The following is a 13,424-nucleotide window of genomic DNA, read 5'->3' as shown; positions in this document are numbered from 1 at the left end:
GGATCACGGATGACGGATCGATTGGGACAGAAGCAGATCGCGGCGATGCTCGTGCTGATGGTGATCGCGCGCGAGATGTCGAATCCGGAGCTGGACGAGATGGTGGGTTTCACCCTCGACGGGAAGGAACGCCGCCAGCTCAACGATCTCGATCTGGTCAGCAGTGACCGTAGCAAGGTGCTCCGCGGCCGTCCGTTCGTGCACGAGCTGACCGAGTACGGCTGGGCCTGGTGCGAGGAGGAGCTGAGCACGGAGGGGGTGCCGTCGCCCCGGACCAGTCTTGGCAGCGCCCTGTATGTTCTGCTCGGCGGCCTCGGCAGACACCTCCGGCGGGAAAGGCTCCGCCTGGCGGACCTCTTCATGCCCGAGGTCCAGCTGACGGCGGAGGAGATCGAGACCCGGATCCGGATCGCCTACCGCAAACTGTCCCAAGCTCCGCGCGACTGGGTCGGGCTGGTGGACCTGCGGCCGATGCTCGGCGAAGCGTCCACTGTGGACGTCGATGCGGTCTTGAAGGAACTCAGCCGGTCAGGGCAGGTCCGCCTGGTCCCGGAGTCGAATCGCAAGGCGCTCACCGCCGCCGCTCACGCCGCGGCCGTCCGTATCGGCGGTGAGGACAACCATCTGCTCTCGATCGAGGAGCCGTGATGGATCCTCAAGCGGCGCTCTCGGCCCTGCGCTTCGACTGGGCCGACACACCCGATCACGTGTGGCGCGATTCGCCCTACCACGTCGACGGTCTCCACACGGGTGTCCTGGCGCAGGTGGGGGCCGGGATCAGGGAGGCGGTCTCCAGTGACGGCCCGAGTCCGATCGGGCTCGTCCTCCAGGGAAAGAAGGGTGTCGGCAAGACACATCTGCTCGGGCTCGTCCGAAAGCAGGTGCACGAGGCTCGTGGCTACTTCTTCCTCAACGATCTCACCGCCGGCGACGCGTTCTGGGAGAACACGGCGGAAGCGTTACGCCGGGGTCTTTCGCGACTGGACGGTTCCGGTGTTCCCCAGCTGACCAGCTTCCTTCGGCGCGTTTGCCTTCGCGCGAGCATCGACGCGAACGTCACCAAGAAGATCTTGGACGGAGGTGGCCTGTCGAGAGGCGATGTCGACTCGTTCGTCGACGGCCTGCGCGCCTTCGATCGAGACGTCGCGAGGGAATGTGCCGACACGGCGCGAGCGCTGGTGCTCTACGCGAGTGAGGATCCGAGCAAGAACTACGTCGGGGACGACTACCTCGGGGTGTTCCCGGAGTCGAAATCCGGGGACCGCCGCAAATGGGGGATCCGGTCGGCTCCCAAGTCCGCGGCGGCCCAGGTCAAGAACATCACGAGGCTGCTCGCGCTCACCGGCCCGATCGTGATCGCCGTCGACCAGCTCGACACCCTGGTGGCCCGCTCCGCGGTGACCGCCGAGCAGGTGCGCGACAGCGCCGAAGAGGACCAGCTCGTCGCGCAGATCGCGGACGGGCTCATGGGGCTGCGGGAAGTGACCAGACGGACCATGACGGTGCTCGCCTGCCTGCCCGGCACTTGGGAGCTGCTCAAGAGGAAGGCCACGGACACGGTTCCGGACCGCTTCCGGGAGGCCGAGTTCCTCGGCCGGGTCACCAGCGCGGAGGTCGGCAGGGCTCTGGTCGAGAAGCGTCTCGGAGTCGCGTACGAGGCGATGAAGTTCGTGCCGCCCCACGCCACTTGGCCGGTGTCGCCCGTCGCGTTCGACGGTGTCTGGGAGGAGTTGTCCCCGCGGGATGTGCTGAAACGGATCGTCGCGCACGTCGATTCCTGTGTGCGGGCGGGACGGATCACCGAGCTGACCACGTTCGACGAACGTGGCGCGCGGCCGGCAGGCCCGCCGCGGCCCGCGATGGCCGCCGACCGGTTCGTGGAGCTGGACAAACGGTTCGAGGAACATCGCTCGGAGGCCGACCCGTCAGCCCTCCTCGACCCCAAGGTCGAGGACAAGGTGATGCCGAGGCTGCTGTCCGCGGCGCTCCGGGGATGGATCACCGAGGTCGGCGACGACAACCTCGAATGGGTCTACGGGGCCAAGAGCGACCGGAACGAGCTGCACGCCTGGCTCACCCGCACGGTGGACGAGACGTCAGACCTGGAAGAGCATTGGGCGTTCCGGGCCATCGCGGCCTCGCATCCCATCGCCGTGCTGCACCGGTTCCGCAAGGCACGCTCGGCCGCCGGAGTGCGGAAGGGGGCCGAGAACCGGCATCTGGTCGTGATCCGCAATCTGGCGTGGTCGGGAGGGATCAAGACCCAAGCGGAACTCAAAGCGTTCGAAAAGGACGGTGGCAGGGCACGCGAACTGTCCGATGCGGACATCCGCACGTTCTGGGCACTCGACAAGATGTTCGCCGAGGGAAGCCGGGAACTCCACGAGTGGCTCGTCGACCGGCGCCCCGCCGGCCGGTCGGAACTCCTGGCGGAAGTCCTGCCAGAGCCCCTTCAGCGATCTTCGCCCGGATCTGTTGAGGCGCAGGCACCGGCCGCCGAAGGGGAGATCACCCTCGGCACCGTGACCGGCACTGGGAAGCCGGTCAGGATCGAACTGGCTGCCTTGCGTAAGCACGCGGCGATCTTCGCCGGTTCGGGTTCCGGGAAGACGGTACTGCTGCGACGGATCGTGGAGGAGTGCGCGCTGCAGGGCGTTTCGGCGATCGTGCTGGATCCGAACAACGACCTCGCCCGGCTCGGTGACGCCTGGCCGGAGCCGCCCGAGGCATGGGGAGCGGACGACGCCGAGCTCGCCAAGCGGTACCTGGCCGAGACCGATGTCATCGTGTGGACCCCGGGGAGGGCCGGCGGCCGGCCGCTCGCGTTCCAGCCGTTGCCCGATTTCGCCGGGGTTCTCGACGACGAGGACGAGTTCAACGCGGCCGTCGAGGTCGCGGTGGCCACGCTCGCTCCGCAGGTGAAACTGACCGGAAGCACGGCGAAGACCACTGTCGGCCTCGCGGTGCTGCGGCAGGCCGTCGTGTACCACGCCCGTACCGGGTCCCGGAGCCTGCCTGAACTCATCGAGGTGCTCGAAGACCTGCCCGACGGGGTGAGCACCCTGAACGACGGGCGGAAACTGGCGGCCGAACTGGCCGAACTGCTGAAAGCCTCCATGGTCAACGATCCGCTTTTGGCGGGCGGCGGCCAGCCTGTCGACCCGGGGCTCTTGCTCACTCCCGGGGAAGGCAAGCGGGCAAGGGTCTCGGTCATCAGTTTCGTCGGGCTGCCTTCGGAGAAACAGCGGCAGAACTTCGTCAACCAGCTCCAGATGGAGCTCTTCGCCTGGGCCAAGCGGAATCCGGCGGGTGACCGGCCACTCGGCGCGCTCTTCGTCATGGACGAGGCACAGCTGCTCGCCGCGTCGGGGACCCTCACGGCGAGCACCCGCAGCACCATCGTGCTCGCCTCGCAGGCCCGGAAGTACGGTCTGGGACTGCTGTTCGCCACACAGGCACCGAAGGGCCTGCACAACCAGGTCGTCGGCAACGCGATGACGCAGTTCTTCGGCAGGCTCAACAGCCCGGCCCAGATCGCCGCGGCCAACGAACTCGCCAGGGCCAAGGGCAGCCCCGTCGACGACATCTCGCGACTGGAACGCGCCCAGTTCTACGTGGCGGGGGAGGCGTTCGGCTTCCAGCGGGTGACCACTCCGCTGTGCCTCACCCACCATCCGGCCAGCCCGCTCAGCGTCGAGGAGGTGCTCGCCCGCGCCCGCGCCGAAGCCGAGTGAAGCCGTAGCTCGTTCGCCCCATCAACTGTGCTCGCTGGAAGGGATTTCGCACCATGGCAGGAATCTTCATCACCGTCCGGTCCGGTGACGGTCAGGACCGGATCCGGGATCTCGAACGGAGTCTGGCTCACGTGTTCGGAAAGGACCGGGTTCTCCGGTCCGGCGGTTCGGCGTCGGTCCTGGTGGTGCCGATCGGCACCGAGGCGCTCGACCAAGGGGGCCGGGAGGAACTCGCCGAAGCGCTGCGACTCGGTAAGAAAGTCGTCCCCGTCCTCATCGAAGACGACGAAGACTCCGAGGACGCCGTCATGCCGGACGAGATCGCCGGGCTCTCCAGCCTGCGATACCGGCGGCTCGGCGGGCGTACGGCGGAACAGGACATCGCCTGCCTGATCACCGAACTGATCCGCGTCGCCCCGGAATTGGGCATCGGCGTCGTCAAAGGCCTCGAAGACCTGCCGGAGTGGCTCGATTCCTGGCGGCACGAGACGAGTCCCGTGCTGCCCGTGGAGCTCCCGGTGCTCGGCCGGGCCAGGGAAGTCGACCGGCTGTGCGCGTGGCTGGACGCCGCGCCGTCCGTCCTGCCCGTGTACGCCGGCAGTCGTACCGAGGCCGCGGCGTTCGTCGCGACCGCGCTGGCGGCCCACCGGCCAGGACTTCGGGCGGTGCGAGTGTCCACCGAGGAAGGCCGGCGTCATTGCCGTGACCTGGACGGTCCTTTCGTCGCCGTGATGGACGGCTTCGACGTGGGGGAGGGCGACACCGGTGGTGGCCATGTCGTCGTGGTGCGGCGCACGCCGGACCGGAGTGGTGCCGAAGTCCTGACGCTCCCCGGGATTCCCCGCGACGAGGCGGCCGAGGCGTTCGCGGCGGCAGGTGTCCCGCCCGCCGACGCGCACACGTACGCGGATCTCGCCCGGCGCGGTCTCGGCAGTCTGCGCCGCAGGCTGAGTGTCGCCGGTGCTCTCCCGAAGTGGGTGAACCCGCTGGAACGCGATCTCGCCGCGCCGCTCCTGCTGGTCGGCCGGTGGTCGGCGGGATCGCGGCACGATCTGGACGAGATCGCGGTGATCACCGGGCGGGAGACCGACGAGCTCGGACGCTTTTTCGCCAGAGCCGAGGTCGGCGACGACCCACTGCTGGCCCGGTCGGGCGACGGGATGCGGTTGGCCGATCCCCACGATGCCTGGGCGCTCCTGCATGGCCGGCTGAGCGCGCAGGATCTGCGACGCTGGCACGAGGAAGCCGTCAAGGTGCTCGGCGAAAGAGAGCCCGGGCGGAAGTGGTCGGCGGAACTGAGGCACGGGCTGGCAAGGAGCGCGGCGCTGCTGGCGGCCGAGGGAGAGACGACGTTGCCCGGTGGCGGTACGTGCGCCGACCACGCGACGCGGTTCGTTCGTGAACTGCTCGGACGAGCCAACGACGACGCGGCCGGAGTACTTTGGCGGTCACTCGCCGATGTACTGCCTCTGCTCGCCGAAGCCGCACCTCACGAGTTCCTCAGTGCTGTCGATCACGCGCTCACCAGTGATCCTTCGCCACTGAGCGGTGCTATCGACGGTCTCACGGCGGCATTGGAAACGGTCAGCTGGTCCGACGACGCGTTGCCGATGGTGGTCTCGCTGCTGGCCGAACTGACGCGGCCGGGGAGGGAGGCGGGTGACCAGCCGCTCGAATCGCTGATCACCCTCGTGCAGCCGTGGTACCCGTATCTGGACCTGCCCGCCGGGCAGCGGACGGACCTGGTCAAGGCGATCGGACGGCGCTCCCCGGAAGCAGGCTGGCGGTTGGCTCTCGCACTCCTGCGCGGGCCGCGAGGACACCTTCTCGCGAGTCCGCGGCGTCCCCGGATCCGTCTCGAATGGACAGTCCCGGCGCCGCCGGTGGCCGTCTCCGACGGGCCGGAGTTCGAAGACGAGTTGGTCTCTTCGGCGTTGGCCGCACTGGGGGAACGGCCTCATCGGTGGTGCGAGTTCTTCGAGAGGCTGCCCGAGCTGACCGCCGCGCAGTGGGACCGCGTCGTCGAAGCCCTCACGAGGCTGGACGCCGAACGGCTCTCGGCGGACGAACGGCTTCGCCTGTGGGGCCTGCTCACCGCGTTGACCGCCGAGCATCGTCACTACGACGGCGCGGACTGGACGCTTCCGGAAGAATTGCTGCAATGGCTGGAATCCTGCGCCGAAATGATCGAACCCGCGGTCAATCCGGGGCGTCACGGCCTGTTGTTCGGGCGGGATCCGTACCTGGAGGGCGGCGACTCTCTCGATCCGGAGGCGCGTGACGCCGAGATCGATCGTCTTCGCCGCGACGCTGTGAGTGGCGTCCTGCGCGAGCACGGTGTCGCGGGACTGAGTGCTCTCGCCGCCGAGAGCACGCAGCCCAGACTGGTCGGAGAGGTCGCGGCCCAGGTGGCGGTGGACGACCTCCAGGAAGACGCGCTCGCCGAACTGGGTCGCGAGGACTGGGCGGCAGGCTGGGCGGGCGAGAGGGCGCGGTCGCAGGGCGAGGAATGGCGGCAGGAGATCGCGACGCAGCTCAAGGAACAGGACAGACTGGTCGACTACCTCCTGGCCATCCCCGTGGACCACGCGGCGGCGCTTTTCGATTCCGCCGACGACGCGGTTCTCGAGAGCTACTGGGCTCACGTGGATCCGTGGCCGCTTCCGGAAGGGGAGGAGTCGTCGTTCGTCACGCGACTCGCGCGGCGCCGGCCGTGGGCCGCGGTCAAGGCGCTCGCCTTGGGCGTGCGCGCGACAGAGCCGCTTCCTTTGCCCGCCTCCCTGATGGAAGAGGTGCTGCTCCAGGCGTCCGCCGATGGCATCGAACCACCCGATCGCAGGGCCGTCGCGAACGTGGCGCCGCTGCTGGACCAGCTGGTCGAGGCCGGAGGTTCGGACGTCGCGGTCGCGCGGTTGGAGCTGCGGTTCCACCCGGCGCTCAAGCACCATCGGCAACCGTGGAGCCTCCAGCGGATTCTCTCCGAGAACCCGGGCGCGTTCGCCGAACTCTGCACCCTGATCCATCCCGCGGACGACGACGTGCCGAGCGTCGAACTGGTCAACATGTGGCTGACGGTCTTCGAGACACGCACCATGCCGGGTGGTACCGACGGTGCCGCGCTCAAAGCCTGGGTTTCGCGCGCCCGGGCGGAGTTCGCCGAGCGTGGCCGGGCCGAGTTCGGCGACCGGGCGATCGGCACCGTGCTGGCGAGCGGTTCCCCCCTTCCGGACGGCATGTGGCCGCCGGAAGCGGTCCGTGACGTCTTGGACGTCGTCGACGGCGGGTATCTCCGGGAAGGCTTCGCCGGCGGCCTGACCTTCCAGGGCGGAGACCCGCGGGATCTCGCGCAGCGTCATCGCGGCTCGGCCCGGCGGATCAACGTCGGCTGGCCGCGGGTCGCCGCACTCCTGCGTGAGCAGGCCGACGAGCTCGTTCGGCGCGGGTAGCGGTCGAAATCACCCGTGTGGAGGGGCCGAACGGCTCCTCCACACGGAACGCCTCGTAGGCTGAATGTCGCAAACGTGGGCGGGAGGCCGAGGTGACCGGGACGACGAAGGCCGAGGTGCTGGCCGAACTGGCCGCGCTCGATGACCCGCGCGCACGTCAGGTGAACGAGAAGCACGGCGACGACCACGGGGTCAACCTCGGCAAGCTGCGCGCGCTCGCGAAGCGGCTGAAGACCCAGCAGGAGCTCGCCCTGGAGCTGTGGGAAACGGACGACACCGCGGCGAAACTGCTCGCGTTGCTGATCTGCCGTCCGAAGACGTTCGCGCGTGACGATCTGGATCGCATGGTGCGCGAAGCACGCACCCCGAAGGTGCACGACTGGCTCGTGAACTACGTGGTCAAGAAGAATCCGCACGCCGAGGAGCTGCGCCTGGCCTGGTCCGCCGATCCGGATCCCGTGGTCGCGAGCGCAGGGTGGGCGCTGACCACCGAACGTGTGGCGAAGAAACCCGAGGGCCTCGACTTCACGCGGCTGCTCGACGTCATCGAGGCGGAGCTGAAGACCGCGCCGGATCGCCTGCAGTGGGCGATGAACCACTGCCTGGCGCAGATCGGGATCGACCACGCGGAGCACCGTGCCCGGGCGATCGGCATCGGGGAGCGCCTGGAGGTGCTCAAGGACTATCCGACCCCGCCGAACTGCACGTCGCCGTTCGCGCCGGTCTGGATCGCCGAGATCGTGCGGCGGCAGTCGGGCGACGTGAGCCGCTGACGACTCTGCCGATCGGGTGACGCGGGCAACGGCCGCGGCCCGGCGCGCGTGATCCGGCCGAAACCTGTTCCGGCACTGAGGGGATCCGCATGGACATCGGCTTGGTCAAACGATGCGCGACGGCAGGCGTCGCCGCCGTCGCGCTTTCCGTTTCCGTTTCCGTTTCGGCCGCGGCGAGCCCGGCGCCAGGCGCCGCGGCGTGCTCGTATCAAGTGACGCCGGTGGTGGTGCCGGCGGACGCCGAACGCGAACGGGTCGAAGTCGTGGCGACCGATGGCGCGGGCAACTACTCCGGCACCCAGATCGTCGGCTCGGTCGGCGCGTACCGGCTAGTCCTGTGGCACGGCGACGATCCCCGGACCGTCGCGCCGCCCAAGGGATTCGACTCGGTCGCGCCCGTCTCCCAGAACCGGTCGGGCGCCGTACTGGTGAACGCCGTCTCGTTCGACGACCGCGACCGGCAGATCTTCTTGTACCGCGACGGTAACTACGAACCACTCGCGATACCGGCCGGCTTCGTCGATCCCCGGGCTGTGGCGATCAACGATCTCGGGGAGATCGTGGCCACGGCGACCCCGTCCGGTGGCACCGGCGCCGTGGTGATCGCGTGGCTCAGCTACGCCGCCCGACCCGTGATCATCTCGCCGCCCGAACTGCCCTACGCCTCCGCCGTCGACATCGACCAGGACGGCACCATCATGCTCGGCGACGGCTATTCGGCCTATCTGTGGCGTTCCGGCAAGCTGATCGCGTTGCCTCCGTCGCCCGAGGTCCCGGTGTTGTCGCGGGGCATCAGCGCGGGCCGCGCGGTCGGGACGATCCTCGACGCGAAGGGGCCGAAAGGCGTGGTCTGGACCGGGAACATCCCGGAGCTGCTCGAAGGCGGCGGCTCGGCGGAGAGCATCAACCGGCACGGCCTGATCGCCGGGCGCGCCCGTGCCTGGGACGGGCCGCCCGTGGTCTGGCAGGGCACTCGCCTGGCGGCTGAGCTGCCGCTTCCGGCCGGGTCGGCCTCGGCGAGGGCGGACCTCGTCAGCGACGACGGGACCGTCTTCGGGGATGCCGACGCCGGCGCTGGTCCGGTGCACTGGCGCTGCGCGGTCCGGTGATCCGTCGCGGGCGGCGGAAAGCTCAGCCGAGCGCGTCCGCCTTGATGGTCTCGAACTGGGCGCCCATCCGCGCCGCGAGTGCCTCCGCCGCCCGCAACGGCCGGACCATCACCTTGAAGTCGGCGATCTTGCCGTCGGCGTCGAAGGTCAGGAGGTCGCAGCCGTTGATCTCCAGCCCGTCGACCGTCGCTTCGAACTCGTACACGTGGTGCGCGCCGTCGTGGATTTCGCGGACATAGCGGAAGTCCTCGAACACCCGCAGGACACCGCGCAGGATCGCCGCGGTGATCGCCTTCCCCTGGTAGGGCTTGAACGCCACCGGGCTGGTGAAGACCACGTCGTCGGCGAGCAACGCCTCGATCGCGGCGGCGTCCTTCGCTTCGACTGCCTGGCGGAACGTGGACATGACGATCTCCTCATAGTCAACTTGTTGAGTAGACGTCGCCGAGCGTAGGTGATCACCACACCGGTGTCCATCAAAGTGTCTAATCAACTTTGCGACTAATCCGCCCGGGGCTATCATTACGCCATGGCGCTGCGGAACGCGATCCTCGCGACGCTCCTGGACGGCGAGTTCTCGGGCTACGACCTGGCGAAGAGTTTCAACGCGTCGGTCGCCAACTTCTGGACCGCGACGCCGCAGCAGCTCTACCGGGAGCTGGACAAGATGGAAGCGCAGGGCCTGGTGACGGCGCGGGTGGTCGAGCAGCAACGGCGTCCGAACAAGCGGCTCTTCTCCCTGACCGACGCCGGCGCGGCCGAACTCGCCGGCTTCACCACGCGGGCGCCGAAACCGACCGCGATCCGCGACGAACTGCTGGTGCAGATCCAGGGGGTCGAGGCGGGTGACGGCAAGGCGGTCCGGCGCGCCGTCGCGGACAGGATGGCCGTCGCCGAAACGAAACTCAAACGGTTCGAACGCCTCCGGGAACGCCTTCTCGGCGGAGCCACGGAGGCGGAGTTCCTCGCCACCGCGCCCCGTGTCGGCCCCTATCTGACCCTGGCCCGCGGGATGGCGTTCGAACAGGAGAACATCCGCTGGTGTGCACAGGTTCTCGCGGTTCTCGACCGGCGCGCGACCGCGAACGACGGAGGAGAACGGCTTGGTTGAGCGGAAGAAGGGCCCGAAATTTCGTCAGGTGGTGCTGGATTGCACCGACGCCCGCGCGCTGGCGGAGTTCTACCGGCGGCTGCTGGCATGGGACTACCGCCCCGGGGACGAACCGCCCGCGCCCGGCAACGGCGACAAGGACTGGCTGGTGCTGAGAAATCCGGACGGCGGGGCGCAACTCGCCTTCCAGCAGGTCGATCGGCTGCCGGAAGCGAGCTGGCCGGACGCCGAACCGGTGCCCCAGCAACTGCACCTGGATCTGACCGTGGACTCGGTCGAGGAACTCGAGGAGCAGCACGCCCGCGTCCTCGAACTCGGCGGACGGCTCCGGTACGACCGCAGCGAAGACCCGGAAGAACCGCTGCGCGTATACGTGGATCCGGCGGGGCATCCGTTCTGCGTCTTCGTCGCCTGAAGCCCTCAGACGCGGCAAAGCAGCGCGTCGGGAGTGCGACTCGAGCCGACCCGGCCGGTGTACGCGACACCGGCGACGTATTCGCCCGGCGCGCACTGGCCCTTGTAGCAGCCCGAAGCGAAGTCGCCGCCGGGCGTCCCGGACGGCCGCGGCGTGATCGGGCGGGCATTGCACTCTGGTACGGGAACCTTCGCTCCTGGGGCCACGATGGCGGGCATAGCGAAGGCGTAACTCGCGTGCTCATACACGTGACTCGCGTGTCTGGATACCGCACTCGGGTGTTCGGCGTCTGAGCACGCGAGTGCGGTGCCGCGGCACCCAGGTCGTCTCGCCCGAAGCCGCCACCTTTGCCCTACCCTCAATAACCAGCCGCGCGCCCGGTTGCATACGGACGTTCGGGTTGCTGTTGATAGCTTCGCGGTATGACCACCGCGCTGATCATCGGTGACCTCCAGCGAGGCATCACGGGCAATTATCCGTTCGCCAAGCAAGTCCTGCCATCGGTCGAGGCCCTGCTGCCGCGGGCGCGCGCGGCCGGCGCGCTCGTCGTGTTCGTGCACTTCGCGCTCCGGGGCAACGGCGCCGATCTGCCGGCGGGGAACCCGTTGTTCAAGACGTTCCACGAGGCGGGGGACACCTTCCACGAAGGCTCGGCCGGGACCGAGATCGCCCTGCCGGTGGCCGACGAGGACGTGGTCGTGCTGAAACGCCGTGCCAGCGCGTTCGCCGGCACGGATCTCGATCTGGTGCTCCGCGCCCGCGGCGTCGACACCGTCGTGATCGCCGGAGTCGCGACCAGCGCGATGGTGGCCGCGACGGCCTACGACGCGGCGGACCGCGGCTACCACGTGACCGTGCTGCGCGACGGTTGTGCCGACGGCGACCCGGCGATACACGACTTCTTCGTGGACGCGGTCTTCCCGAGCCGCGGGTTCGAGGTCGTGACGTGTGCGGACTGGCCGGTCGACGGCGAATATTGAGGGGTAAGGCAAACGTGCCGTGTCTCGGGCGAGACGGTGTGGCTGGGTGACGCGACACCGCACTCGCGTGCTCAGACCCGGATCTCGCGTGTTTACAGACGTAACTCGCGTGTTCAAAGACGTAACTCGCGTGTTCGGACTCCGCACTCGCGAGTGCGGCATCCAGGCACGCGAGTTACGTCCCCAAGCACGCGAGTTACGCCTTACCGACCGGCCACCGAGGTCACAGCCGTCCCACTGTCACCAGGGACCACATCGGACGGTAGCGAAAGCCTCCTTCGCTACCGTCAGAGTAGGCAAGGAGGCCCTCATTACCAGGAGAACGCGTACGCAGGGGCGACACTGGCACGTTTGACTTACTCCTCAATAAATCGCGAGACCGGCTCGCTCGGGTGTGGCACCGTGGTCGCCGAGCCGATCAAGGGGGAGCCGGAATGGACACGGGACGACTCGGGCGCACCGATGTCGAGGTGACGCGGCTGGGGTTCGGCGGCGGCCCGCTCGGCGGACTGTTCGCGCCGTTGGACGACGACACCGCGGCGGGCGCGCTGGCCGCGGCCTGGGACGCCGGGATCCGTTACTACGACACGTCACCGCATTACGGGATCGGGCATTCCGAGCGCCGGATCGGCGAGTTCCTGCGCTCGCGGCCGCGTGCTTCCTTCGTTCTGTCGACGAAGGTCGGCCGCCTGCTGGTCCCGCGTGATCCGGACGGGGAAAGTGATCCGGCAGGCTTCCACGTGCCCGCGACGCACGACCGGGTACGCGACTTCACCCGCGACGGGATCCGGCGCAGTGTCGAGGATTCCCTGGAGCGGATGGGCCTGGACCGGATCGACGTGCTGTACCTGCACGACGCCGAGGAGTTCTTCGACGACGCGCTGCGCGACGGCTATCCGGCCCTGGCGGAACTGCGGTCGGAAGGGATCGTCGGCGCGATCGGCGCCGGCATGTACGACACGGCCATGCTGACCACTTTGGTCAAGGAGACCGATGTCGACGTGGTCATGCAGTCCGGCCGCCACACACTGCTCGAGCACAGCGCGCTCGACACGTTCCTGCCCGCGTGCGAGGAACGCGGTGTCTCGGTGATCGCGGCTTCGGTCTTCAACTCCGGGTTGCTCGCCATGCCGAGGCCCGTCGCGGGAGCTCACTTCGACTACGAGGTCGCCACGCCGGAAATCCTGGAGCGGGCGAACAAGATCGCCGACGTGTGCGAGGCGCACGGCGTGACGCTTCCGCAGGCGGCCATGGCCTTCCCGCTCCAGCATCCGGCCGTCGCCGGTATCGCGGTGGGGATGCGGTCCGCCGACGAGGTACAACGCAACGTGGAGTCCTTCGCCGCGGAGGTACCCGCACAGGTCTGGGCCGATCTGAAGGCCGCGGGCTTGATCCGTTCGACAGCGATTAGGGTGGTCTGATGGTGTCGGTGAAACAGGTCCAGGTCACTTTCGACTGCGCGAAACCCGAGCGCCTCGCCCGCTTCTGGTGCGAGGTACTGGGATACGCCGTGCCGTCGGCGCCGGACGGGTTCGCCACCTGGGACGACTACAACCGCACGCTGGCGCCCGAGGAGCAGGATGCCGGCTTCGCCTGCAGTGACCCCAACGGAGTGGGCCCGCGGCTGTACTTCCAGCGCGTTCCCGAGGGCAAGGTCGTCAAGAACCGGGTGCATCTCTGCGTGCGGGCCGGCATCGGACTCGTCGGTGAAGAGCGCCTCGCCGTCCTCCAGGCCGAGCGCGCCCGCCTGGAGGCGCTCGGCGCGGTCTGCGAGCGGGTCATGCTGGCCGACGAGGAGAACGAGTCCTGCATTGTGATGCAGGACATCGAGGGCAACGAGTTCTGCCTCGACTGAG

12 protein-coding genes are annotated in these 13,424 nt (G+C 68.6%); 10 read left to right on the top strand and 2 right to left on the bottom strand.

Features of this window, described 5'->3' with window-relative positions:
- The first annotated feature begins 9 nt into the window (after positions 1–9).
- The 5 genes from ACLJO0_RS12315 to ACLJO0_RS12295 all read left to right on the top strand — a co-directional run bounded on the left by ACLJO0_RS12315 (position 10) and on the right by ACLJO0_RS12295 (position 9,062).
- Positions 10–648 (top strand): hypothetical protein, encoded by a 639-nt coding sequence (locus ACLJO0_RS12315; protein ID WP_410578464.1) that lies wholly within the window; start codon positions 10–12, stop codon positions 646–648.
- Positions 648–3,734, top strand: a complete 3,087-nt coding sequence (locus tag ACLJO0_RS12310) for an ATP-binding protein (protein ID WP_410578462.1) — start codon at positions 648–650, stop codon at positions 3,732–3,734. Before ACLJO0_RS12315 ends, ACLJO0_RS12310 begins: the two co-directional genes overlap by 1 nt.
- Positions 3,735–3,787: 53 nt before the next feature.
- Positions 3,788–7,180, top strand: coding sequence for a hypothetical protein (locus ACLJO0_RS12305; protein ID WP_410578460.1), 3,393 nt, complete (start codon positions 3,788–3,790; stop codon positions 7,178–7,180).
- A gap of 92 nt (positions 7,181–7,272) precedes the next feature.
- Positions 7,273–7,953 carry a DNA alkylation repair protein gene (locus ACLJO0_RS12300; protein ID WP_410578458.1) on the top strand — a complete coding sequence of 227 codons (681 nt, stop codon included), beginning with the start codon at positions 7,273–7,275 and terminating at the stop codon, positions 7,951–7,953.
- An 89-nt stretch (positions 7,954–8,042) separates the two neighbouring features.
- The gene (locus ACLJO0_RS12295) at positions 8,043–9,062 is read left to right on the top strand and encodes a hypothetical protein (RefSeq protein WP_410578456.1); all 1,020 of its coding nucleotides are present in this window, start codon (positions 8,043–8,045) and stop codon (positions 9,060–9,062) included.
- A gap of 22 nt (positions 9,063–9,084) precedes the next feature.
- On the opposite strand, the gene ACLJO0_RS12290 is transcribed toward ACLJO0_RS12295, so the two are convergent.
- Complete coding sequence (locus ACLJO0_RS12290; protein ID WP_410578454.1) at positions 9,085–9,468, bottom strand: nuclear transport factor 2 family protein; 384 nt, start codon at positions 9,466–9,468, stop codon at positions 9,085–9,087.
- 123 nt (positions 9,469–9,591) lie between these two features.
- On the opposite strand from ACLJO0_RS12290, the gene ACLJO0_RS12285 reads away from it, so the two are divergent.
- Positions 9,592–10,173 carry a PadR family transcriptional regulator gene (locus tag ACLJO0_RS12285; RefSeq protein WP_410578452.1) on the top strand — a complete coding sequence of 194 codons (582 nt, stop codon included), beginning with the start codon at positions 9,592–9,594 and terminating at the stop codon, positions 10,171–10,173.
- Positions 10,166–10,588, top strand: coding sequence for a VOC family protein (locus ACLJO0_RS12280; RefSeq protein WP_410578450.1), 423 nt, complete (start codon positions 10,166–10,168; stop codon positions 10,586–10,588). The genes ACLJO0_RS12285 and ACLJO0_RS12280 overlap by 8 nt, the downstream gene beginning before the upstream one ends.
- A gap of 5 nt (positions 10,589–10,593) precedes the next feature.
- Here the strand turns inward: ACLJO0_RS12280 and ACLJO0_RS12275 are convergent, their stop codons facing one another.
- Positions 10,594–10,806, bottom strand: coding sequence for a hypothetical protein (locus ACLJO0_RS12275; RefSeq protein ID WP_410578448.1), 213 nt, complete (start codon positions 10,804–10,806; stop codon positions 10,594–10,596).
- A gap of 204 nt (positions 10,807–11,010) precedes the next feature.
- Between ACLJO0_RS12275 and ACLJO0_RS12270 the strand changes: the two genes are divergently transcribed.
- The 3 genes from ACLJO0_RS12270 (at position 11,011) to ACLJO0_RS12260 (ending at position 13,423) form a co-directional block, all read left to right on the top strand.
- Positions 11,011–11,568 carry a cysteine hydrolase family protein gene (locus tag ACLJO0_RS12270; protein WP_410578446.1) on the top strand — a complete coding sequence of 186 codons (558 nt, stop codon included), beginning with the start codon at positions 11,011–11,013 and terminating at the stop codon, positions 11,566–11,568.
- Positions 11,569–12,002: 434 nt separating this feature from the next.
- Positions 12,003–12,989, top strand: coding sequence for an aldo/keto reductase (locus ACLJO0_RS12265; protein ID WP_410578444.1), 987 nt, complete (start codon positions 12,003–12,005; stop codon positions 12,987–12,989).
- The gene (locus ACLJO0_RS12260; RefSeq protein ID WP_410578442.1) at positions 12,989–13,423 is read left to right on the top strand and encodes a VOC family protein; all 435 of its coding nucleotides are present in this window, start codon (positions 12,989–12,991) and stop codon (positions 13,421–13,423) included. The genes ACLJO0_RS12265 and ACLJO0_RS12260 overlap by 1 nt, the downstream gene beginning before the upstream one ends.
- Position 13,424 lies beyond the last annotated feature (1 nt).

The organism is Amycolatopsis sp. lyj-108 (genome assembly GCF_046549005.1).
Classification (GTDB): domain Bacteria; phylum Actinomycetota; class Actinomycetes; order Mycobacteriales; family Pseudonocardiaceae; genus Amycolatopsis.
Note: the sequence above shows the minus strand (reverse complement) of the source record. Positions and strands in the feature narration are given on the sequence as shown.